The sequence below is a fragment of the Rhodobacter calidifons genome, assembly GCF_011174775.1.
In the GTDB taxonomy this organism is placed as follows: Bacteria; Pseudomonadota; Alphaproteobacteria; order Rhodobacterales; family Rhodobacteraceae; genus Tabrizicola; species Tabrizicola calidifons.
On record NZ_JAANHS010000002.1, the window covers coordinates 296,013 to 318,019 of the forward strand.

Consider the following 22,007-nt stretch of genomic DNA (forward strand, 5'->3'; position numbering starts at 1 on the left):
AAAAGCCGGATCGGGCGCGCAATAATCTTGCGCGCCCTCTTTCGTTTCGGTAACAGGATTTCAAGGAATACAACAGTATGCCGGGAGGAGGCAAAATGGCACGGGTTGCATTGGTCACGGGCGGGTCGCGCGGAATCGGGGCGGCGATCTCGGTCGCGCTGAAGGCGGCGGGCTACAGGGTCGCGGCGAACTATGCCGGCAACGACGAGGCGGCCGCTGCCTTCACCAGGGAGACCGGCATCCCGACCTACAAGTGGTCGGTCGCGGATTATGACGCCTGCGCGGCGGGGATCGCCAAGGTCGAGGCCGATCTCGGCCCGGTCGAAGTGCTGGTGAACAACGCCGGCATCACCCGGGATGCGATGTTCCACAAGATGACGCCGCAGCAGTGGAAAGAGGTGATCGACACCAACCTCACGGGTCTGTTCAACATGACCCATCCCCTGTGGTCGGGGATGCGCGACCGCAAGTTCGGGCGCGTCATCAACATCAGCTCGATCAACGGACAGAAGGGCCAGGCCGGGCAGGCCAACTATTCGGCGGCCAAGGCCGGGGACCTGGGGTTCACGAAGGCGCTGGCGCAGGAAGGCGCGCGGGCCGGGATCACCGTCAACGCGATCTGCCCGGGCTATATCGGCACGGAAATGGTGCGCGCCATCGACGAGAAGGTGCTGAACGAACGCATCATCCCGCAGATCCCGGTGGGCCGCCTTGGCGAGCCCGAGGAGATCGCGCGGATCGTGGTATTCCTTGCCTCGGACGACGCGGGGTTCATCACCGGGTCCACCATCAGCGCGAACGGCGGGCAGTTCTTCGTCTGACCTCTTGCCAGGGGACGGGGGCGGGCGCTAGGCCTGCCCCCGTGTCCAGGCCAAGAGAATCCGCGACGTGCCCCAGCCAAGTTCCTTCCCGGTCTACCGGGCGCCGAAGTCGGGGGACGATCCGGCGCCTGCCCTGGCCCGGGTCGGGCACGAGACCGGCCGGTCGGCGCCGCGCATCGGGATCGACCTTGTTCGCCGCATGCCGGGAAAGCAGCGCCTGAAGCGGGAGGAATACCTCTTCCAGGGTGCCTTCCGGGGCGATGCCGACGCGCGGGCGGCCTTGGTCGGCGCGGTCCCGAATCAGCGGCTGAACCGGTCGCTGACCGCCGAAGGCGCGGATGACCAGTCCCAGCTCATGGCGGACAAGTATCTGTCCGGGCTGGTCTTTCAGGCCAACGGCTTTCCGGTGCCGAAGCTGAAGGCGGTCTTTGCCACCGATGTCCTGTTCAAAGCGACCCCCACCCTGCGCAGCGCCGAAGATCTGGCACGCTGGCTGGAGGCAGGCGACGCCTTGCCCGCCTTTCCCAGGCCGGTGGACGGGTCCATGGCGCGGCGGCCGATGCGGACGCGTTGCAAGCCGCGCCAGGGTAAAAGCGGCACCGGCACGGCATGACGCGGGCGCGTGCAACGGGCATCGGCTTTACCGCCGTGCTGATGTGGTCGCTGCTGGCGCTGTTCACCATCGGCAGCGCGCCGGTGCCACCGCTGATGCTGAACGCGGTCTGCTTTGCCATCGGCGGGCTGATCGGGCTGGTCTGGACCGCGCGGGCTGGGTTCGGCGTGCTGAAGGGCGTCAGTTGGAAGGTCTATGCCTTCGGCACGGCAGGTCTTTTCGGCTATCACCTCCTGTACTTCACCGCCTTCCGCCTGTCGCCCACGGCCGAGACCGGCCTGATCGCCTATCTCTGGCCGCTGTTCATCGTGCTGTTCTCGGGCCTTCTGCCGGGCGAGCGGTTGCGGCCCCTGCATGTGATCGGCGCGCTGATCGCCTTTGCCGGTGCCGCGCTGATCGTGCTGGGACGGGGCGGGGAAGGCGACGGCTCGGCCCTGGGTCTGGTGCTGGCCTTCGGTTGCGCGCTGACCTGGGCGGGATATTCGGTGCTGTCGCGGCGGCTGGGCGAGGTGCCGACGGAAAGCGTGACAGTCTTCTGCCTGGCGACGGCGGCCCTTTCGCTGCTAGCGCATCTGGCGCTGGAAGAGACGGTCTGGCCGGTCGGCCCGATGGGCTGGGCGGCGGCTGTGGCCCTGGGCATCGGCCCGGTGGGCGCGGCCTTCTTCACCTGGGACATCGGGATGAAGCGGGGCGACATCCAGCTACTGGGCGTCGCCAGCTATGCGGCGCCGCTGTTGTCCACCCTGGCCCTGGTGCTCGCGGGCATAGCCAGGCCAACCTGGACGATCGCCGTCGCGGCGGTGCTGATCGCGGCCGGCGCGGCGCTGGCCGCGCGGACCAGCGCCGCAAGGGATTAGTGGCTCAGCCGCTCGATTTCCTCTTTCAGCCGCAGCTTCTGCTTCTTGAGTTCCGCGATCTTCAGGGCATCGGTTGCGGGGCTGCGTTGGGCTTTTTCGACCATTTCCGAGAGCGTTTCGTGCTTTCTGCGCAGTTCCACCAGATGCGATGCGATCGTCATGGTCATCCTCCTGTAAAAGCTACCCACAAATCGAAGTGCATCACGAAAGCCGAGTCGTGTCATCCCTTGTTACGGACATGTGACAGAAAGATGCGTCGAATTCAGCGGAATGCGGCCAGAAGATCGGCGCCTTCCCGCAGGATGGCGTTGGCAGCGGGCGTATAGCTTTCGCGGTCGCCGTCATGCGCGGCCCCCTGGTGAAGGACGAAGGGCGCCAGCAGCCGGAAGGGCGCGCGGCCGCCCTTGCGCGCCTGCACGATCACCCGCAGCGCCGCGCGGCCTTCGCGCGGGGCAAGCGGCAGGACCGAGGCCGAGCCGAGCTTGGGCGCCAGGGCCGCCAGCACCTCGGGCAGGCCGTCGGCCCCGCAGATCAGCGTCAGCCAGCCGCCGGGGCGCAGGCGGCGGGTGGCGGCGGCAACCCAGGCGGCAAGCGGCGTCTCCACCTGCATCGCCCGCGCCCGGGCCGCGACGGGCGAGGGGCTGCCGCCGGCGGGGTAATAGGGCGGATTGGCGATCACATGGTCGAAATCGCGGCGCAGCGCGGCGGGCATCCGGGCCAGGTCGCCCTCGTGCACCTCGACCGCGATGCCGTTGCGGGCGGCGTTGCGCCGGGCCAGATCGGCATAGGCCGGTTGCAGCTCCAGTCCCGCCAGCGCAAGACCGGGCACCCGCAGGCCAAGGCAAAGCGCCGCTGCCCCCGCCCCGCAGCCGAGGTCGAGCACTTCCTCGCCCGGCTCGGCCGGGCAGGCGGCGGCCAGAAGCACCGGGTCGGTCGCTGCACGGTAGCCTTTCAATGGTTGCAAAAGGCGCAGGCGGCCGCAGAGGAACTTGTCGTCGGAAAGCTCCTCGTCCGCAAACATCACTTCCCCGTCGCGATCCCGTTGTCGCGCAGGATCGCCGTGGCGCGGAAATGGTCGCGGTCCGCCACCATCAGCCGCCGCGGCAGAATGCCCAGGCTGCCGTCCAGGACGCTCATGTGGACGTCCAACGGAAAGGCCGCTATACCCTCGCCCTCAAGAAGGACCGTGGCAAAGGCGATCACCGTCGGGTCGGTCGTGCGCAGAAGTTCCTTCATGGGATCGGGTTACCCTCGCCGGACCGGCGGGGCAAGGGCGGCAGGGGCATGGACGGGGCATGGACGGGGCGGGCGACAGCGCGGTGCAGGCAAAGGTGACCCCGCAGGACAGGCTGAGCGCCCTCCTGGCCGAGGACATGGCGGCGGTGAACGCGCTGATCCGGCAGCGGATGGCCAGCGAGCACGCGCCGCGCATCCCCGAGGTCACCGCGCATCTGGTCGAGGCGGGGGGCAAACGGCTGCGGCCGCTCCTGACCCTGGCGGCGGCGCGGATGCTGGGCTATGCGGGCGGCGATCACGTCAAGCTGGCCGCGACGGTCGAATTCATCCATACCGCGACGCTGCTGCACGACGACGTGGTGGACGAAAGCCAGCGCCGGCGCGGGCGGCCGACGGCGAACCTGTTGTGGGACAACAAGTCCAGCGTGCTGGTCGGCGACTACCTGTTTTCGCGCAGTTTCCAGCTGATGGTCGAGACGGGGAACCTTCGGGTTCTGGACATCCTTGCCGATGCCTCGGCCACCATCGCCGAGGGCGAGGTGCTGCAACTGACCGCCGCGCAGGACCTGCGGACGGACGAGGCCATCTATCTTCAGGTGGTGCGCGGCAAGACGGCGGCGCTGTTTGCGGCGGCAACCGAGGTCGGGGGGATCATCGCCGGGGCCGACGACACGCAGGTCGCGGCGCTGCGCGACTATGGTGACGCGCTGGGCATCGCCTTCCAGATTGCCGACGACATCCTGGACTATGGCGGGTCGGATGCGGTGATCGGCAAGAACACCGGCGACGATTTCCGCGAGCGCAAGCTGACCCTGCCGGTGATCCGGGCCGTCGCGCGGGCGGATGCGGGCGAACGCGCCTTCTGGGAACGGGTGATCGAAAGGGGCGACCAGCGCGAGGGCGATCTTGCCGAAGCCCTGGCCATTCTGCGTCGGCACGATTCGATTGCCGCAAGCCGCGACGAGGCCCTGGCCTGGTCCGCTCGGGCACGAAGGGCGCTTGACAACCTGCCCGTGCACCCGTTGCGCGACACTCTGTCCGAGCTTGCAGATTTCGTGGTTCGTCGCCTATTCTGAAACCCGATGTAGTTGCCGATCCGCGAAATGACCGGAATCGGATCATTTTTTGGACAAAGTTTGTGCGTATCGAGAACCGAGGTGGGCTTTGGCCTTGCGCGGGTTTCGTGTGCAGGTGGGGCATGGTGCGGGTCGGGACAGGGCGGCAACATGCGCGTTGAAGGATTGGTAACCGGTGCCGGCCAATGATGAATGACCCCGGGCAACTGCCCGGGCTGGAGTGCGGGACATGAAATTCTTCGACTGGCTGTTCGGCCGCAAGGCAAAGGCATCGCGCGCGGTCCGGTTCCCCGGCAGCGAGGCGGAACAGATTGAGGCCACCAAGGCCGCCATCGATGCGGTCGCTGCGGGCAGCGGGCCTGCGGCGGGGCGCTTTCCGAAGCTTGCCGGCGGCGTGACAGAAGTCCTCACCCAGACGCCGAACAGCGCCGTGGTGGCCAAGGAAGGCCCGGCGCCCGCGGTCAACATCTGGGAGATCGAGGAAGAGGCCCCCGCACCGGCGCCTGCCCCCATGCCCACCCCCGCGCGCGAGATCGCGGCGGATGCCGGCGTCCGTCGGCGGGCGACCCGGACGAAGACCCGGGTTCTGGGGTTCGAGCCGCAGCCGGCCTCGGTCGTGCCCCTGTTCGACGAAGGCCGGATGGAAGAGCCGATCGAACCCGGCGACAAGTCGGGCGTGGTGATGTACCCGACCGGCTGGCTGGTGATCAAGGCTGGCCCCGGGCGCGGCGCGGCCTTTCCGGTGATGCGCGGCGTGTCGCAGATCGGCCGCGGGACCGACCAGACCATTTCGCTCGACTTCGGCGACATGGCGATTTCGCGCCAGCATCATGCGGCCATCGCCTATGATCCGATGACGCACCAGTTCCACCTTGGCCACGGCGGCAAGTCGAACCTGGTGCGGCTGAACGGCAAGCCCCTGCTCTCGACGGCCGTCGTCGGCGACGGTGACGAGATCCAGATCGGTGAAACGACCTTGGTGCTGAAAGTGTTGTGTACGCCCGACTTCAATTGGTCGGCGGTCGACTCCGAAGGGGACGCGGATGATATGGCGATCGCGTGAGCCACGTTATGATGTCGCCTCTGGCATCAGCCAGGGCGCGCGGGACTATCAGGAAGACGCGATCACGGCCGATTTTCCGGTCGGGGCGGAGGCGGGCTTTGTCGTGCTGGCCGATGGCATGGGCGGACATGCAGCGGGCGATGTGGCGTCGAAGATCGTTCTGACCGAGGTGTTCAGCGAGCTGAAGTTCCATTTCGCCGATGTCCACGCCTTCGAGGCGCGCGCTCCGGAAATCCTGCGCGGCGTCGCCGAGCTGGCGAACGAGACCCTGCGCCAGCACACCCGAACCCACCCCGAGACAGAGGGGATGGGGGCAACGCTGGTGGTGCCGGCGCTGGTGGAGAACCGGCTGTGGTGGATCTCGATCGGCGATTCGCCCCTGTTCCTGTTCCGCGGCGGTCGGTTGACCCAGCTGAACGAAGATCATTCGATGGCGCCGCAGATCGACTTCATGGTGAAGTCCGGCCTGATGGACCCCGAAGTCGCCGCCAACCATCCCGACCGCAACTGCCTGATTTCGGTGCTGATGGGCACGCGGATCCCGAAGATCGACTGCCCGACCCGGCCCTACGAACTTCAGGCCGGCGATATCGTGCTGTGCGCGTCGGACGGGGTGCAGTTCCTGACCAATGCCCAGATCGAGAAGCTTCTGAACCGGTACCGCAAGGCCCGCTCGACCGAGATTGCAGAGCATCTCCTGGCAGAGCTGGAACGTCTGGACGACCCCGACCAGGACAATATCAGCTTCACCGTGATCAAGGTGAACGACGCCTCGGTAAAGCCGAAACAGGATCGCCCGCGCGGACCCTCGGTGGCCGTGGCGCGGCCCAGGCGGCTGACGACGGTGGCTGTCGAGCCGGTCATTGCGCCGGTGATTGCGCCGGTCCCGAAAGCGCCCGCGGCTCCTCCGCCCGGCCCCCTGCCAAGGACGGCGGCGAACCTCCAGCCTGCGACCCCGCAGCCCTTGCCCGAGCCGAAGCCCGACCCGAAACCGGCCCGGGTGGTGGTGACAGCGGTGCAGGAAAGCCACCGCGACACGTCGGTCGAGGATTTGTCGCCTGTCCGGTTGCGGCCAAGGCGAGTCACCGTCATAAAGTGACACATGGCAAACGCGGATGAGGAACTGACAGTCGCTCAGCGGCTTGGCCGCGCACTTGATCGCGGCCTGTTGCCTGCGGGCGGTCCCGCAGAAGCGGCCGAACGCCTGCTCGAGCGTCTGGAACGTCCGGCCCGTCTGGCGCTTTTGGGGCTGCCGGGATCCGGCAAGTCCTCGATCCTCAACCTGCTTGTCGGCGCGAATGTCGTGCCGGAAACCCTGCGCCTGCCCACGATCATCGTCCAGCATGGCACCACCGCACGGATGATCTGCACGCTGACCGACGGCAGTACGAAGATCGTGCCGGGCAGCGACCTGGCCGATGTCCTGCCGCTGGCGCCCGCGCTGGTGACCCTGGAAATGGACCTGCCGGCGCTGAAGGTCATCAGTCTGCTGGAGGTTTCGGCCGGGCCGATGGAGGCCGAACAGAAGCGCGCGGCAAGCTGGGCGGCCAAGCGGGCGGATATCGTGATCTGGTGCACGACCTCGTATCTGCCCAAGGAACAGGCGGTATGGGAAAGCCTGCCCGATTCGGTCAAGGACAACAGTTTCATGTTCCTGACCAAGGTCGATCTTCTGGGCAGCCGGCAGTCGGCAGCGGCGATGCACGACCGGGTCGAGCTGCGCGCGGGCGAGGAGTTCCGGCAGATCCTGTCTGTGTCCGCGAAGGAGGCCCGGGCCGCCGTTCCTCCAGGCGGACCGGTCAACCGCGAGCTGTTCCGCGACAGCGGCGCGGCCGCCGTGATCGCCGCGATCAAGACCCGCGTGCAGTCGGGCCGTCGCGCCGACATGGACATGGCCGAGCTGCTTCTGGCGCGCCATGTCGAGGCCGGTGAACTGGTTGCGCGCCGCTTTGCGGAACCTGCCGGGGCGGCAGCAGAGAAGGGCCCCTGGGTCCCCCCGCCCGAACCGGCCGGGCCAGCCGAGAATTCCGAAGATGCGGCTATCGTCGATCGGGTGAGGGCCGCGGCCGAGGTGTCCCGGCAAGGCCCGGAAGCAGCGCCGCCCGATGCGGCCGAAGCAGAGGCCGATGCGTCCGCGCCCGAGGTCGCGGGTGTGCCCGAGCCCGAGCCCGAGGCCGTCGCGGAGTCCGAGCTTGAACCGGAGCCCGGGCCCGAGGCCGCTCTCGTCCCGGCGCCGGTTGAATGGCGACCGGAGGTCGATCCGGTCCCGGATCCCGCCGCACCGCGCAAGCGCTTTGCCGACCGGATCAAGCGCGTTGCCACCGAAGGCGACCTTGCCCCTGCCGCCAAGGTGCCGTTGCGATCGACCTGGAAGTCCAAGGCCGAGCTTGAGGCGCCCGCGGCCCCCGCGCCAGAGCCCGCGGCGCAGCTTCAGCACCCTGCGCGCAGACCGAGACCCAGTGCTGCGGTCGAGGCAGAGGAGACGCAGCGCAGCCGGCAACCGACCGGAACCGGGGCACCGGCGGCGCCCGAGGTCGAAGCGCCCGCCGCACCGGCTGGCGACCTTGCCGCAGGGCCCGACCGGCCGATGGCTCCGCGCGCAATTGCGGAACGGCCGGAGGCCGATCCGGACAAAGTTGCCGCCAAGGGCGGCGCGGCAGATCGGCTTCGGGCCTTCGGCGCTGCCCGCAGGACCGACGGCCTGGTGCGGGGCGCCCCCTTGCCGGATCTGTCCTCCTTGCGCGCGCGTCCGGAGGAAATGGCCGAGGCCCCGGAGCCGGACCCGGATGACAGCGAGGCCGAAGCAACCGCGACCGAACAGGTCGGGGACGAGGATCAGGATGCAGCTTCCGCGGTGCGGCTTTCGCTGGGGGCCTTCGATGCAGAGAACGCAGCGCCCACAAGGCCGGGCAGGCCCGATCTGACGCCCGGACCGAGGCGCGAGCCCATGTCGGACACGCCCCTGGCGCGCCCCCGGCTGTTCGGCCGCGAGGCCCGCCCGCAACCGGCCGAACCGCCTGCGCCACCGCGCGAGGCCGTGCCTCCGCCGCGCATGGCGCCCGTCACCCGCCTGCCCGCCGCGGCCCGGGCGCGCCCGGCGGAGCCTGTCCCGGAACCCGCCGCGCCGCAGACCGCGGATGCGGCGCTCCTGTCACCCCGGGCGATCATGATGCGCGACCGCCCGGCCGAGACCGCCCAGCCCGCCCGGCGCCGCGAGCGGCCAAGGATCGCCGCCCGCGCGGTGCCGGCCAGCGCGGCGCCTGCTGCCCCGGCACCTGAAATCGCGGTCGATGCCGGCCTTGCCGAACAGGCCATCGCGGTGATCTCGTCCCGCGCGGCCGCTCTGGAGCGCGAGATCGATCCCGAAGCGAAAGTGCCGGTTGACCTGATCCTGGAGCACGCGCGCGAGACGGGTGAGCAGGTGATGACGCTGGTCTCGCAGGGGAAGACCGAGGCCATGCGGCGAATCAATGGCGACCTCGGCGAGGTGCTTGATCTCATCATGTTGATGCAGTTGGAAAAAGGTCACGCGCCGGCAGATGATGCGCTGACGTTGCTCTTGCAACTTAGACGCGAACTGGAAACATTGCGCGCCGTGTGACGGTATTGTGAGCGTAGAATCGTCAAGAATGTGCCCAATTGGGACCACTTTCCAAACTTATGACATTATTGCGGGGACTTGTGTCGCATGGTGCTTGAGCTAGCTGATTCAGGACCGCGGGTGTGAGGTGAACATGGGACTGGGTGCGGTTGCCGAGAACGAGGACGCGCTTGACGGCATGGCCGTTCAGGCGCCTGAAGGCGCAGTTGCGCTGAAACGCAATTTCCCCGGCCTGACGCGCATTGCCGACGCCATCAAGCAGTTCGAGGACGTGCTGCGCGATTTCGTGACCATGGCCGACCCGGATACGGCCAAGAAGGTCACCCGGATCATGAGCCAGGTGCGTGAGGTCGAGCCCTCGGTCACCGTGATCGGGCAGATCAAGGCGGGCAAGACCTCACTTCTGAATGCGATGATCGGCGCGCCGGGGTTGTTGCCGACGGACGTGAACCCCTGGACGTCGGTGGTGACGTCCCTGCACATCAACACGCCCTCGCCCGAGCTGAACGTGCGGGCGAAGTTCAAGTTCTTCGACAATGCCGAATGGGAGAAGCTGGTGTCGAACGGCGGCCGGATCGGCCAGCTGGCGGCCCGTGCGGGCGCGGACGAGGAACTGGAGAAGCTGCGGCTGCAAGTCGTCGCCATGCGCGAGAAGGCCCAGGCGCGGCTGGGCCGCAAGTTCGAGATGCTTCTGGGCACCGAACATCGCTATGGCGCGGTCGATGACGCGCTGTTGCGTCGCTATGTCTGCGTCGGCGACGAAGACACCGAAGGGGCCGAGGCGGGCCGATTCACCGACATCACCAAATCGGCGGACCTGTATATCGACCGCGAGGATTTCCCGATCCAGATGTGCATCCGGGACACGCCCGGCGTGAACGACACGTTCATGATGCGCGAGCAGATCACGATCAACGCGGTCCGCGACAGCCGGTCCTGTATCGTCGTCCTGTCGGCGCATCAGGCGCTGACGACGATGGACATGGCGCTGATCCGTCTGATCGCCCACCGCCAGAGCCGCGAGATCATCATCTTCGTCAACCGGATCGACGAGCTTCCCGACCCGGCGAACCAGGTGCCCGAGATCCATCGCTCGATCCTGGAAACGCTGGAAAAGAACAACGCGCCGCCGGATATCGACATCATCTATGGTTCGGCCCATTGGGCGAATGCGGTGCTGGAAGGCAAGATCGACGAGATGACCGACGACTCGACCGACTCGGCGATCAACTGGACCCGCGCCGCCTTTGCCGACAAGATGAGCGAATGGACGGCGGAACAGCTGGTCTGGCATGCCTCGGGCGTTCCCGCGCTTCTGGATGCGCTGGGCCAGCGGATGTACGAAGGCCCGGTCCGCGAGGCCTTGCAGAAGTCGTCGCGCCAGGCGCTGAACCTGGCGCAGTCGCTGGACGTGGTGGATCAGGTCCGCATCCTGGAATCCGACGGCCAGCTGAACCGGACGATGACGCCGCAGCAGCTGGACGCCGAACTGCGCAAGATCGAGCAGGCGGCGATCGAGAAGCTGACGCATCTGACGAACAACGTCTGCAAGGATTTCACCAACCGCATCGACCAGAGCTATGAACGCTTTCTGGACCGCGCGACGAACAGCCTGATCGAGCATCTTCAGACCAATGGCGAGGATGCGACCTGGCACTACAGCCCGCTGGGGCTGCGGATGCTGCTCAGCTCCAGCTATCAGGTCGTCCTGAAGAAGATGCACGCCATCGCGGCCGAGGTGAACAACGAGACCGCGGTGCAGATCGCGGATCTGTACGGCAAGACCTTCTCGATCACGGTCGAGGGCTTCAAGATCGAGACGCCGGTGGTGTCCTACATTCCGCCGCCGATCAACCTGGGCCAGACCATCGCGCTGGACCTTCAGATCGGCTGGTGGAAGGGCTGGTGGCAGCGCCGGCGCGGCTACAAGGCCTTTGCGCAGGACTTCAACAAGCTGATCCGGGCCGAGACCGACCCGATCATCAACGACCTCAAGACGATCCAGATCGGCCTGTTCCGCGAACGCACGCAGACGACGCTGCGGGACTTCCTTCAGGAACAGCGCGAGCTTCTGATGAGCGCGCTGGCCAGTTCCGAGATCTCGATTGAAGAGATGAAGGAACTGTTCGGCGTGAACGCCTGGGAGGACCGGCAGGAATGCCTGGCCTCGATCATGGACGAGCTGGCGATCTACGCCGAGTAGCTGAGTAAAGGGTACGAAAGGACCTGAGCAATGCCGCTGACCCGCAAACCCCGCATCGCCATCATGGGCGAGTTCAGTTCCGGGAAAAGCACGCTCTGCAACGTGCTGATGGGCGCGCGGCCGCTTCTGGAAAAGGTGACGGCGACGCAGCTGCCGCCGGTCTGGCTGTCCTATGGGCCCGAAGACGCCTACACGATGGGCCTGGACGGACATGCCTATGACCTGGACCTGGCCGAGCTGGAGGATGTCAGCCTCGAGACGACGGAGCATGTCCGCATCTTCATGAAAAGCGATATCCTGCGCTATTGCGACCTGATCGACATGCCCGGCATCTCTGACCCGTCGATGTCGTCCGAAGTATGGGAACGGATGGCGCATCTGGCGGATGGCGTGCTGTGGTGCACCCATGCCACCCAGGCCTGGCGGCAGTCGGAATCCGGGGTCTGGTCCACCTTCCCGAAGGAAATGCGCGACAACAGCCTGCTGCTGGTGACGCGGTTCGACAAGATCGTCGGTGAAACGGACCGTGCGAAGGTCATCAAGCGGGTCCGCCAGGAAACCGAAGGCCTGTTTGCGGATGTGTTCCCCGTATCGCTGTTGCAGGCCATGCGGGCCGGTGACGACGAGGCGACCTGGATCGACAGTGGCGCGGATGCCTTCACCAAGGCCCTGTTCGAGGTGGTGCACCGGATCGTGGACGAGGGCCATCCCGAGCCCGGCGATGAAGGCAAGCCCGCCATCACCCCGGACCCTGCCGACGAGACCGAGGTCGGTCAGAGCCTGATCGCCCGGACCTTCGAGCGGCTGACGGCAATCCGCAACACTCCGGTGATCCGCATCCAGCCGCGCCGGGTCGAGGCCAAGACGGAACGTCTGTTGCGGACCGAGCGACCGACCGCCGACAGCCGCCCTGTGCTGGTCACCTTTGCCGACGACATCGTGGGCACCGGCGACATGCCCTCGCTTGGCCGTCTGAAGACCTCGTAAGCCGGAAAGGATACCAGCGTGGCAGTTGCGGACAGCCTGGCGGCGGTGGTGAAGGCCTTTCCGCAGGCGCGTCTGGTGGCCTTTGCCGACCTCTCCGCGCGCATGATCCTCAGCAGCGCCGGCCCGATGGTGACGACGCAGGAACACCTCGACCGGCTCTGCGACCAGGCGCGCACCAGTTTTGACGACCCGATGTTCTCGCTGTCGGTCCAAGCTTTCGGCGAGCCGCATGCCGCGCTGCTTCTGGGGCCGGCCAACCTGCGGCTCTTCCTGCGGTCCGAGGAAGAGCCGGCCGATGCGATGTGCTGCATCTGCGATCATGCCATTGACCTTGCCGCTTTTGTGACGAAAATCCGCGAAACGCTTGAAAGCATCACCCATGGCGGGTGACAGGGCGGATGACTGGGGCCGCAGAAACCGTTGAACAAGGGCGCCGTTCCGATCCTCGCACGTCTGCACAGCCTGCAGGCTCCGGTCCGCATCCTGTCCGGCGGCGCGCGCGTCATCGCCGAAGCGGGCAGCCCGAACCCGGTCGCGCAGATCCTGCGCGCGGTGAACGAGACCATGCTGGCCCGGTCGCTGGAGTTCCGGTCCTCGGCCGGATCGTCGCTGACGCTGGATGTTGACGGACGCCGGGTGCTGCGGTTGACGGCCAGCCACGGCCTGCCGGGGGCCGAGGCCTGCCTCGGCGCAGAGGTGCTTGAGGACGAGCACAAGGATGACCTGATCAAGCTGATGCAGGCCCTGGCGGGCCCGAGGCCGGAGATCCGGGTGGTCACGGGCCCGGTCAGCCGCGACGGTGCCGAGGTCAGCGTCGGCCTGCCGGTGGCGCTGCTGGCGGACCTCCTGCTGATCGACCTGAACCCGGTCGGACCGGATGCGCCCGACGCGGAAGCCGAGGCTGTCCCTGCGTCCGAGGATCCGCCGACGGTGCGGCTGTCCGGCGCCAGCATCGAGGTCTTCGCTCAGGCCATCGGTCCGTCGCTGATCGCCTGGCTGATCCGTGGCGGTGCGGGCGATGCCGCCCGGGCCGGGCCCGAGGACATGGTCTCTCATCTTCAGGGTTTCCTTGACGAGGAAGCCGATGCGGTAATCCGGCAGCTGGACCTGGTCTCGGCCGCCCCCGGCGACCCGGCCTGTCTGCTGCTGGGTGTGACACTGATCGAAGGCCACAGCATCCTCTGTGCCCGGCTGGAGGACCGGCTGCTCCTGGGCGTGATCGAAGGCGATGGTGCGCAGGCGGTGCTGACGGCCTGGCGCGGGCTGCTGGCGTGAAGCCCGACTGCGGCGGGATTGTGGAAAACCGCTAAAAGGCAATCGGTTAAGACAGTGTAAGGGCTCTGCCTGCTATGAAGGATCCCGGGTGAAAACTTGGGTGATGTGGATGGCAGCGCAAAGCAATGCGGCGCCGGTCATCATCAAGCGGAAGAAGGTGGTTGGTGGCGGGGGCCACCACGGCGGGGCCTGGAAAGTGGCCTATGCCGACTTCGTGACCGCCATGATGGCGTTCTTCCTCTTGATGTGGCTGTTGAACGCGACGACGGAAAAGCAACGGAAGGGGATCTCGGACTATTTCAATCCGACGATCCCGGTGAACCGCATTTCGGGCGGCGGAGACGGCGCCTTCGGCGGCAACAGCGTCTTTGCGGAAGAGACGATGGCCCATACCGGAACCGGCGCGATGGATCGCAAGACCGCGACGGCCTCGCCCGACCGGGCGGCTGAGGATGCCGGCAAGGGTGCCGCCGGCGAAGGCCGCGGCCTGTCCGAGCTCCGGGATGTCGAGAAGGCCCTGCTGGCGCGTGGCGGCGAAAGCAACACGATGGAGCGGCTTTTGCGGCACGTCGTGACGCGGATCACCGACGAGGGGCTGGTGATCGAGCTGTTCGATCTGCCGGATGCGCCGCTCTTCCGGGCCGAGACGGCCGAGCCTTCCTCGATCACCCTGGCCCTGGCCGACCTGCTGGCCGATGTCCTGAACCTGACCACGAACGAGCTTGCCGTCAGCGGGCACCTGCGCGCGCATCCGGTGACGCTGATCGACAACCCGGTCTGGAGTCTTTCGGCGCTGCGCGCGCAAGAGACGCGGCGGGTGCTGGAGTCCGCCGGGATCGATCCGGCGCGGATGCAGCGCGTCTCGGGCCATGCCGACCGCAAGCCGGCAGTGTCCGACCCGACCGCCATCCGCAACAACCGGATCGAGGTCATCCTTCTGCGCCGTGACCGATAGTGGATCGAATTTTATCCGTTAGGGCCATGTTAAGCGGACCGGATGCAGCTTTGGCCGAGAAGTGGTCGAAGCAGCAGAAAGGCGCTTTCCATGACGATTTCCTCCTCGCTCAGCGCGGGTGTGGCCGGGTTGAACGCGAACGCCACCCGTCTGGCCGCGATTTCCGACAATATCGCCAACTCTGCCACCTATGGCTACAAGCGTGCCTCGACCGATTTCACCAGCATGGTGATCTCGTCGACGCGGGGCACAAGCTCCTATTCGGCGGGGGGTGTGCGGGCCTCGACGGTCCGGCTGATCGACGAACGGGGCGACCTGATCGGTACCGGGCACCCGCTGGACCTGGCGATTGCCGGGCGCGGGATGCTGCCCGTGATCAACGAGGTGTCGCTGGGCAACGCGCTGTCCGACACGCCGCTTCTGATGACGCGGACCGGCAGTTTCCGCACCGATGCCGATGGCGTGCTGAAGACCGACGCGGGCCTTGTGCTTCTGGGCTGGCCCGCCAATGCCGATGGTTCCATTCCCCCTCGGCCGCGCGACACGATCGCCGGGTTGGTGCCGGTGGTGATAAACACCAACCAGACGGCAGGCGACCCGACCACCGCGATGAACCTGGGGGTGAACCTGCCGGCAACCTACACCTACGCCGGGTCCACCGCCGTACCACCGCCCCTGTCGGTGGAATATTTCGGCAACCTTGGCACTTCGGAAGCGCTCGAGGTGACGTTCATCCCGATCGTCCCGTTAACCGGGTCATCCAACACCTGGACGATGCAGATCCGCGACAGCGCCTCGGGCGGGGCGCTGATCGGAGAGTATGAACTGACCTTCGACGATTCGCGTGGGGCGGGGGGCACGCTGGCCTCGGTGACCGTCGTTTCCGGCGGGGCCTACAACGCGGCGGATGGCACCCTGGCGCTGACCGTGGCGGGTGGGCCGATGACGGTCGGGATCGGCCGGCTGGGCGACCCGAACGGCCTGACCCAGTTGTCGGACAACTTTGCTCCGGTTTCGATCACCAAGAACGGCTCGCCCGTAGGGAACCTGACCACGGTCGAGATCGACGAGAAAGGCTATGTGAACGCCACCTACAACACCGGCTTCACCAAACGGCTTTACCAGATCCCGCTGGTCGATGTGCCGAACCCCAACGGCCTCTTGTCACTGTCGAACCAGACCTACCAGGTCTCGCCCGAGTCGGGGTCGTTCTTCCTGTGGGATGCGGGCTCCGGTCCCACCGGCTCGATCCAGGGCTACTCGCGCGAGGGGTCTAAGACCGATGTCGCGGCCGAACTGACCAGTCTGATCCAGACCCAGCGCGCCTATTCCTCGAACGCCAAGGTGATCCAGACGGTGGACGAGATGTTGCAGGAAACCACCAACATCAAGCGGTGATAGGCGATGAGCATCACCTCCGCCCTCGCCGGAGCCCTCTCGGGTCTCTCGGCCACGTCGCGCCAGGCCGAGATCCTGTCGTCGAACGTGGCCAATGCCACGACGCCCGGCTATGCGCGGCGACAGGTCAGCCTGTCGGCGGCCGTTCTGGCGGGAACCGGGCAGGGCGTTCAGGTGCTGGGCGTCACCCGGGATGTCGATCGCCATCTTCTGGGCGAGCGGCGCCTGGCCCAGGCTGGCGGCGGCGACCGCGACATCCGCGCCGCCTTCATGCTGCGGCTGGAAAAGGCGGTGGGAACGCCGGACAGTGCCGGCTCGCTGGCGGCCAGGCTGGCGGCCTTCGACCAGGCCCTGGTCGAGGCGGCGGGGCGGCCGGACTCCCAGACGCGCCTCGGCGCGATCGCGACCACGGCAAGGGCGCTGATCGACGGGCTTGCCGCGGCGACACGCGAGGTCCAGACGGCCCGGGCGAGTGCAGACCGCCAGATCGGCGAGGAGGTGGGGAAACTGAACGCCGCGCTGACCCAACTGCACGAGATCAACGTCAACCTCCGGTCCTTCACCGGGGCGGGAAGGGACATCACCGCGCTTCTGGACGAACGGCAGCGGCTGATCGATCAGGTTGCCGCCATCGTGCCCCTGCGCGAGGTGCCGCGCGATCTGAACCAGATCGCGCTGTTCACGGTCGGAGGAGCGCCGCTGCTGGAGGGATCGCCCGCTGTCATCGGCTTCACGCCGGTTCATACCGTCACGCCGGAAATGACGCAGGCGCTGGGCGGGCTGTCAGGGATCACGATCAATGGCCGGCCCTATGATACCGAGGGCTCGGCCAGCCCGATCCTCGGCGGCACTTTGGGGGCGCTGTTCGCGGTGCGCGATACCCTCGCCGTGTCGGCGCAGGGCAAGCTTGATGCCGTGGCGCGGGATCTGGTCGAACGTTTTGCGGCATCCGGGGTGGATCCGACCCTCGCCCCCGGCGATCCGGGGCTTTTCACCGATGCGGGCCTGGCCTTCGACCCGCTGAACGAGGTCGGGCTCGCCGGCCGCCTGCGGCTGAACGCGCTGGCCGATCCGGCCCAGGGCGGCGCGCTTTTCCGGCTGCGCGACGGCCTCGGCGCCGTTGCGGAAGGCCCGCCCGGGAACGGGGCGTTGCTCTCTGCGCTGCATGCCGCCTTGACGGATGCGCAGCCGCTGTCCTCGGCGGGTTTCACTGCCGGATCGCGCAGCTTTGCCGCCCTGACCGCAGACCTCCTGTCCGACGTCGCGGCCGGCAGGCTTTCGGCGCAGTCCGAGCAGAGCTTTGCCGCCGCAAAGCTGACCGCACTGACCGATTTCGAGGCGCAGAACGGCATCGATACCGACCGCGAAATGCAGGAGCTTCTGGTGATCGAAAAGAACTATGCCGCGAATGCAAAGGTGATCCAGGCGGTGGCCGACATGATCGACACACTTATCCGGCTGGGGGAATGATGCGGGTTTCGGTCGGGGATGCCAGTCTGACCAACATCCTGGCGCGCCAGGGGGCGGATCTGCGCGGCCAGGTCCAGCGCGCGGCGCAGGAGGTGGCGACCGGGCGTCACACCGACATCGGCAAGCACCTGCGCGGCGATTTCTCGCCTCTGCTGGCCATCGACGCCAGCCTTGCGCGGCTTGCGGCCTTCAAGTCCACGGCGGCGGATGCGGCCTTCCAGGTCGCGGCACAGCAGGCGTCGATCCAGGGCCTGTCGCAACTGGCCAGCGGCATCTCGACGGCCCTGCTGGGTGCGCGCGACGTGGCAACCCCGGCCCAGATCGACACGCTTGCCGCCGATGCGCGCGGGCGGCTGGCCTCGGCGGTCGGGCTGCTGAACGTGCAGGCGTCCGGCCGCGCCGTGTTCTCCGGCCAGGCGACCGGGACCCCGCCGCTGGGCCCGGTCGAGGACATGCTGGCCGCGCTGGAGACGGCGGCGGCCGGGGCCACGACCGCTGGCCAGGTCGCGGCGGCGGTGACGACCTGGTTCAACGACCCGCTCGGGTTCGCCAGTTTCTACCGGGGCGAGGTGGCGCTGACGGATGTGCCGGTAGCGCCCGGCGAGACGGCGGAGATCTCGACCACCGCGATGGATCCGGCGATCCGCGACACGCTGGCCGGCCTTGCGATGGCCGCCCTTCTGGACCGCGGCGTCCTGGCCGCAGACCGCGGCGAACGTGCGCGGCTTGCCGTCACCGCCGGCCAGGAGCTGATGCGCAGCGAGGACGCCAGGATCGCGCTCGCCGCCCGGATCGGCGCGGTCGAGGCGCAGATCGAAAGCGCGCGCACCCGCAACGGCGCCGAGGAAACCGCACTTGGCATCCTGCGGTCCGAGACCGGCTCGGTCGATCCCTACGAGGCCGCGACCCGGCTCGAGACGTTCCGCGCGCAGCTCGAATCGCTTTATCTCGTCACCGCCCGCGTCTCGCGCCTCAGTCTTACGGAGTATCTGCGATGATCCGCCTTGTCCTGGCACTGTGCCTGCTTGCGACCTCTGCCCTGGCCGAACCGATCCGCATCAAGGATCTGGTCGAGTTCGACGGCGTGCGCGGCAACGACCTGGTGGGATATGGCCTGGTCGTGGGTCTGAACGGCACCGGCGATGGCTTGCGCAACGCGCCCTTCACCGAAGAGATCATGGCCAATCTTCTGGAACGGCTCGGCGCGAATGTCACGGGCGAGGCGTTCCGACCGAAGAACGTGGCCGCGGTCTTCGTGACGGCTCAACTGCCGCCCTTCGCCCGGTCCGGCGCGCGGATCGACGTGACGGTCTCGGCCATCGGCGATGCGAAAAGCCTGCTGGGCGGAACTCTGGTCATGACGCCCCTGAACGGCGCGGACGGGCAGATCTATGCCGTCGCCCAGGGCACGATCATCGCCGGCGGTGTCTCGGCGACGGGGCAAGCGGCCAGCGTGACCCAGGGCGTGCCGACCGCCGGGGTGATCCCCTCGGGCGCGCGGGTGGAGCGCGAGGTCGCCTTCGACTTCACCGGCCTCTCGGTCCTGCGGTTGGCCCTGAAGGCCGCCGACTTCACCACGGCGGAACGGATCGAGCGGGCGGTGAATGCCGAGTTCGGCCGCCGCGTCGCGCAGATGCAGGATTCGGGCACGGTGGCGGTGGATATCGGGGCCACCGGCATGGGCTCGCCCGCGCATGTGCTGGCGCGGATCGAACGCATCCTCGTCCAGCCCGAGACCCGGGCGCGCGTGGTGGTGGACCAGCGGTCGGGCACGATCGTGATGGGGGCCGATGTGCGGATCAGCCGGGTGGCGGTGGCACAGGGCAACCTGACCCTGCGGGTCGAGGAAAGCCCGCTGGTCGTCCAGCCCAACCCGTTCTCGGAAGGCGAGACGGTCGTGGTGCCGCGGTCGAATGCCTCGATCGGCAAGGAGGGGGCGGGTCTGGCCGAGATCAGGGGCGGCACCGATCTGGCCGAGGTCGTGGCCGGGTTGAACGCGCTGGGCGTGGCGCCGCACGACATGATCGACATCCTGAAAAGCATCAATGCCGCCGGCGCGCTGCACGCCGAGTTCGTGGTGAACTGAGCCTCCGGTGTCGCATCCGGAACCGGCCGTTGCCCTAGCGCCTGCGCCGATCCCGGGGCGCCAGCGAGGAGAGCCTGCAAGGCATCGACGAGCGTCCCGGCGTGGGAGCGCCCAGCCGCAAACCGCCAGAGTTGACCCTGCGGGGGAGCGGGCGTAAGCGGGACTGAAACCCAGCACCCGACCCGGACGCGAGCATTCCCTTGGCCATTCACCTTCACCAGAACGACCTGCCCGACGGGCTGATCCTCGGCCCGGTCGTCGCCATCGACACCGAAACCATGGGCCTTGACCCGCGCCGCGACCGGCTGTGCGTGGTGCAGCTCTCGGATGGCAGCGGCGAGGCGCATCTGGTGCAGATCGCCAGGGGCCAGACCCGGGCGCCGAACCTTGAACGGCTCTTGACCGATCCGGCGGTGCTGAAGCTGTTCCATTACGGCCGCTTCGACATCGCGGCGCTGAAACGCGCCTTCGGCGTCACCACCGCCCCGGTCTGGTGCACCAAGATCGCCTCGAAACTGGTGCGCACCTTCACCGACCGGCATGGGCTGAAATACCTTCTGGCCGATCTGGTCGGCGTCGATGTCTCCAAGCAGCAGCAGACCAGCGACTGGGGCGCCGAGACCCTGACCGAGGCGCAGAAGGAATACGCGGCGTCGGATGTGCTTTACCTCCACCAGCTGAAGGCCGAGCTTGAGGCCCGCCTGATCCGCGAGGGCCGGCTGGACCTGGCCGAGCGGCTGTTCGCCTTCCTGCCGACCCGGGCCGAGCTGGACCTTCTGGGCTGGGAAGATGCCAATGACATCTTCCACCACTGACCCCCTTGCCACCGGCCGCCGGGTGATCCGCCGCGAGGCGGAGGCGCTGGAACGGCTGGCCGGGACGCTGGACGACAGTTTCGGCCGCGCCGTCGCGCTCTTGATGCAGGCGGAGGGGCGGGTCATCGTCTCGGGCATGGGCAAGTCGGGCCATGTCGCGCGCAAGATCGCGGCCACCTTCGCCAGTACCGGCACGCCCGCGCATTTCGTCCATCCGGCCGAGGCGAGCCATGGGGACCTCGGCATGGTCGCACGGGGCGACGTGCTTCTGGTCCTGTCGAATTCGGGCGAGACGCCGGAACTGGCCGACATCCTCGCCCATGCCAAGCGCTTTGCCATCCCGCTGATCGCGATCACCAGCCGCGACGGATCCACCCTGATGCGGCAGGCGACCGTCGGGCTTCTGCTGCCCGAGGTGCCCGAGGCCTGCGAAAAGGGGATCGTCCCCACCACCTCGACCACGATGACGCTGGCCCTGGGCGACGCGCTTGCCGTCGCGCTGATGGAGCATCGCGCCTTTACGCCCGACCATTTCCGCCTGTTCCACCCCGGCGGCAAGCTGGGTGCGCGGCTTCTGAAGGTCGGCGACCTCATGCATGCCGACCCGCCCCTGGTGCCCGAGACCATGGCCATGGGCGAAGTGCTGGTCGAGATGACGCGCCGCGGCTTCGGCGTGGTTGGGGTGACGGACGTCTCGGGCAACCTGACCGGCATCATCACCGACGGCGATCTCAGGCGGCACCTCGACGGGCTGATGGGGCACAGGGCCGGCGAGGTGATGACCCGCGACCCGCGCACGATCATCCCGGACGCCCTGGCCGGCGAGGCGCTGGGCCTGATGAATGACCGCAAGATCACCTGCCTTCTGGTGACCGAGCCCGGCAGCCGCAGGGCAATCGGCATCCTGCATGTCCACGACTGCCTGCGCGCCGGGGTCGCGTGACCATGGCGCGGGCGGACAGGCATACGCGCGTCGTGGGCTGGCTGAAGGTCGCGCTGCCGCTGGCGGCGCTGGCGATCCTGTCCACCCTCTTCCTCGTCGCGCGCCGGATCGACCCCGAGGCCGCGCTTCCCTATGCCGAAGTCGATGTCCATGACCTTGCGCGCGAGCCGCGGATGACGGCGCCGACCTACGCCGGCACCACCCGGGACGGCGGGGCGCTCACGCTGCGCGCCGACGAGGCGCGACCGGCGGCCGAGGGGGTCGAGGCCGCGGCTTCCGCCTTGCGGCTGGAACTGGACACGCCGGACGGCGCGCGGACCGAGCTTTCGGCGGCAACCGCGCGGATGGACAGGGCGGCGCAGGAGGTCGTCCTGTCGGGGGGCGTCACCGTGACCACTTCGACCGGCTACCGGCTGGAGACCGAGGAAGTCGCCGCCCGGCTGGACCGCACGGGGCTGGAAAGCCGCGCCCCGGTGACCGCGACCGGCCCGGTTGGCGAGATCCGCGCCGATCGCATGGAGCTGCGTCAGGAGAACCCGACCCAGGCCAGCTATGTTCTGGTTTTCAACGGGGGTGTCCGGCTGGTATACCGGCCCGGCGGCTGAGGC

Annotated in this window: 22 protein-coding genes; 19 read left to right on the plus strand and 3 right to left on the minus strand. The window is 67.8% G+C overall.

The features are described 5' to 3' along the window. Positions 1–95 precede the first annotated feature (95 nt). The 3 genes from G8O29_RS04010 to yddG all read left to right on the plus strand — a co-directional run bounded on the left by G8O29_RS04010 (position 96) and on the right by yddG (position 2,291). Positions 96–821 (plus strand): beta-ketoacyl-ACP reductase, encoded by a 726-nt coding sequence (locus G8O29_RS04010; protein ID WP_166401925.1) that lies wholly within the window; start codon positions 96–98, stop codon positions 819–821. A 67-nt stretch (positions 822–888) separates the two neighbouring features. Further along, positions 889–1,434, plus strand: a complete 546-nt coding sequence (locus G8O29_RS04015; RefSeq protein WP_166401926.1) for a hypothetical protein — start codon at positions 889–891, stop codon at positions 1,432–1,434. Next, positions 1,431–2,291 (plus strand): aromatic amino acid exporter YddG, encoded by an 861-nt coding sequence (yddG, locus tag G8O29_RS04020; protein ID WP_166401927.1) that lies wholly within the window; start codon positions 1,431–1,433, stop codon positions 2,289–2,291. The genes G8O29_RS04015 and yddG overlap by 4 nt, the downstream gene beginning before the upstream one ends. Here the strand turns inward: yddG and G8O29_RS04025 are convergent. The 3 genes from G8O29_RS04025 to G8O29_RS04035 all read right to left on the minus strand — a co-directional run bounded on the left by G8O29_RS04025 (position 2,288) and on the right by G8O29_RS04035 (position 3,527). Continuing rightward, positions 2,288–2,452, minus strand: coding sequence for a YdcH family protein (locus G8O29_RS04025; protein ID WP_128514664.1), 165 nt, complete (start codon positions 2,450–2,452; stop codon positions 2,288–2,290). The genes yddG and G8O29_RS04025 overlap by 4 nt on opposite strands. Before the next feature lie 101 nt (positions 2,453–2,553). Next, complete coding sequence (locus G8O29_RS04030) at positions 2,554–3,312, minus strand: tRNA1(Val) (adenine(37)-N6)-methyltransferase (protein ID WP_166401928.1); 759 nt, start codon at positions 3,310–3,312, stop codon at positions 2,554–2,556. After that, complete coding sequence (locus G8O29_RS04035) at positions 3,312–3,527, minus strand: putative signal transducing protein (protein ID WP_166401929.1); 216 nt, start codon at positions 3,525–3,527, stop codon at positions 3,312–3,314. Before G8O29_RS04035 ends, G8O29_RS04030 begins: the two co-directional genes overlap by 1 nt. A 59-nt stretch (positions 3,528–3,586) precedes the next feature. On the opposite strand from G8O29_RS04035, the gene G8O29_RS04040 reads away from it, so the two are divergent. The 16 genes from G8O29_RS04040 to lptC all read left to right on the plus strand — a co-directional run bounded on the left by G8O29_RS04040 (position 3,587) and on the right by lptC (position 22,004). Beyond that, positions 3,587–4,603, plus strand: a complete 1,017-nt coding sequence (locus G8O29_RS04040; RefSeq protein ID WP_166401930.1) for a polyprenyl synthetase family protein — start codon at positions 3,587–3,589, stop codon at positions 4,601–4,603. 229 nt (positions 4,604–4,832) lie between these two features. Next, entirely contained in the window at positions 4,833–5,666 is an 834-nt protein-coding gene (locus G8O29_RS04045) for an FHA domain-containing protein (protein WP_166401931.1), read from the plus strand. Continuing rightward, positions 5,647–6,765 carry a PP2C family protein-serine/threonine phosphatase gene (locus G8O29_RS04050; protein ID WP_207623647.1) on the plus strand — a complete coding sequence of 373 codons (1,119 nt, stop codon included), beginning with the start codon at positions 5,647–5,649 and terminating at the stop codon, positions 6,763–6,765. The genes G8O29_RS04045 and G8O29_RS04050 overlap by 20 nt, the downstream gene beginning before the upstream one ends. Positions 6,766–6,768: 3 nt before the next feature. Next, complete coding sequence (locus G8O29_RS04055; protein ID WP_166401932.1) at positions 6,769–9,267, plus strand: P-loop NTPase family protein; 2,499 nt, start codon at positions 6,769–6,771, stop codon at positions 9,265–9,267. A gap of 133 nt (positions 9,268–9,400) precedes the next feature. After that, a complete protein-coding gene (locus tag G8O29_RS04060; protein WP_166401933.1) occupies positions 9,401–11,470 on the plus strand; it encodes a dynamin family protein in 2,070 nt (689 codons plus the stop codon). Positions 11,471–11,500: 30 nt separating this feature from the next. Continuing rightward, positions 11,501–12,457, plus strand: coding sequence for a dynamin family protein (locus tag G8O29_RS04065; RefSeq protein ID WP_166401934.1), 957 nt, complete (start codon positions 11,501–11,503; stop codon positions 12,455–12,457). An 18-nt stretch (positions 12,458–12,475) separates the two neighbouring features. Then, positions 12,476–12,847, plus strand: coding sequence for a hypothetical protein (locus G8O29_RS04070; RefSeq protein ID WP_166401935.1), 372 nt, complete (start codon positions 12,476–12,478; stop codon positions 12,845–12,847). A 30-nt stretch (positions 12,848–12,877) separates the two neighbouring features. After that, a complete protein-coding gene (locus tag G8O29_RS04075) occupies positions 12,878–13,732 on the plus strand; it encodes a hypothetical protein (RefSeq protein WP_166401936.1) in 855 nt (284 codons plus the stop codon). A gap of 109 nt (positions 13,733–13,841) precedes the next feature. Continuing rightward, positions 13,842–14,687: a flagellar motor protein MotB gene (locus G8O29_RS04080; protein WP_166401937.1), complete on the plus strand. Its 846-nt coding sequence runs from the start codon at positions 13,842–13,844 to the stop codon at positions 14,685–14,687. A 90-nt stretch (positions 14,688–14,777) separates the two neighbouring features. Further along, a complete protein-coding gene (locus tag G8O29_RS04085; protein ID WP_166401938.1) occupies positions 14,778–16,085 on the plus strand; it encodes a flagellar hook protein FlgE in 1,308 nt (435 codons plus the stop codon). A 6-nt stretch (positions 16,086–16,091) separates the two neighbouring features. Further along, positions 16,092–17,555 (plus strand): flagellar hook-associated protein FlgK, encoded by a 1,464-nt coding sequence (flgK, locus tag G8O29_RS04090; RefSeq protein WP_166401939.1) that lies wholly within the window; start codon positions 16,092–16,094, stop codon positions 17,553–17,555. Continuing rightward, entirely contained in the window at positions 17,555–18,553 is a 999-nt protein-coding gene (locus G8O29_RS04095; RefSeq protein ID WP_207623648.1) for a flagellin, read from the plus strand. Before flgK ends, G8O29_RS04095 begins: the two co-directional genes overlap by 1 nt. Next, a complete protein-coding gene (locus tag G8O29_RS04100; protein ID WP_166401941.1) occupies positions 18,550–19,641 on the plus strand; it encodes a flagellar basal body P-ring protein FlgI in 1,092 nt (363 codons plus the stop codon). The genes G8O29_RS04095 and G8O29_RS04100 overlap by 4 nt, the downstream gene beginning before the upstream one ends. A 200-nt stretch (positions 19,642–19,841) precedes the next feature. Continuing rightward, positions 19,842–20,456: a ribonuclease D gene (locus tag G8O29_RS04105; protein WP_166401942.1), complete on the plus strand. Its 615-nt coding sequence runs from the start codon at positions 19,842–19,844 to the stop codon at positions 20,454–20,456. Continuing rightward, complete coding sequence (locus G8O29_RS04110) at positions 20,437–21,399, plus strand: KpsF/GutQ family sugar-phosphate isomerase (RefSeq protein WP_166401943.1); 963 nt, start codon at positions 20,437–20,439, stop codon at positions 21,397–21,399. The genes G8O29_RS04105 and G8O29_RS04110 overlap by 20 nt, the downstream gene beginning before the upstream one ends. Before the next feature lie 2 nt (positions 21,400–21,401). Beyond that, a complete protein-coding gene (gene lptC, locus G8O29_RS04115) occupies positions 21,402–22,004 on the plus strand; it encodes an LPS export ABC transporter periplasmic protein LptC (protein WP_166402093.1) in 603 nt (200 codons plus the stop codon). Positions 22,005–22,007 lie beyond the last annotated feature (3 nt).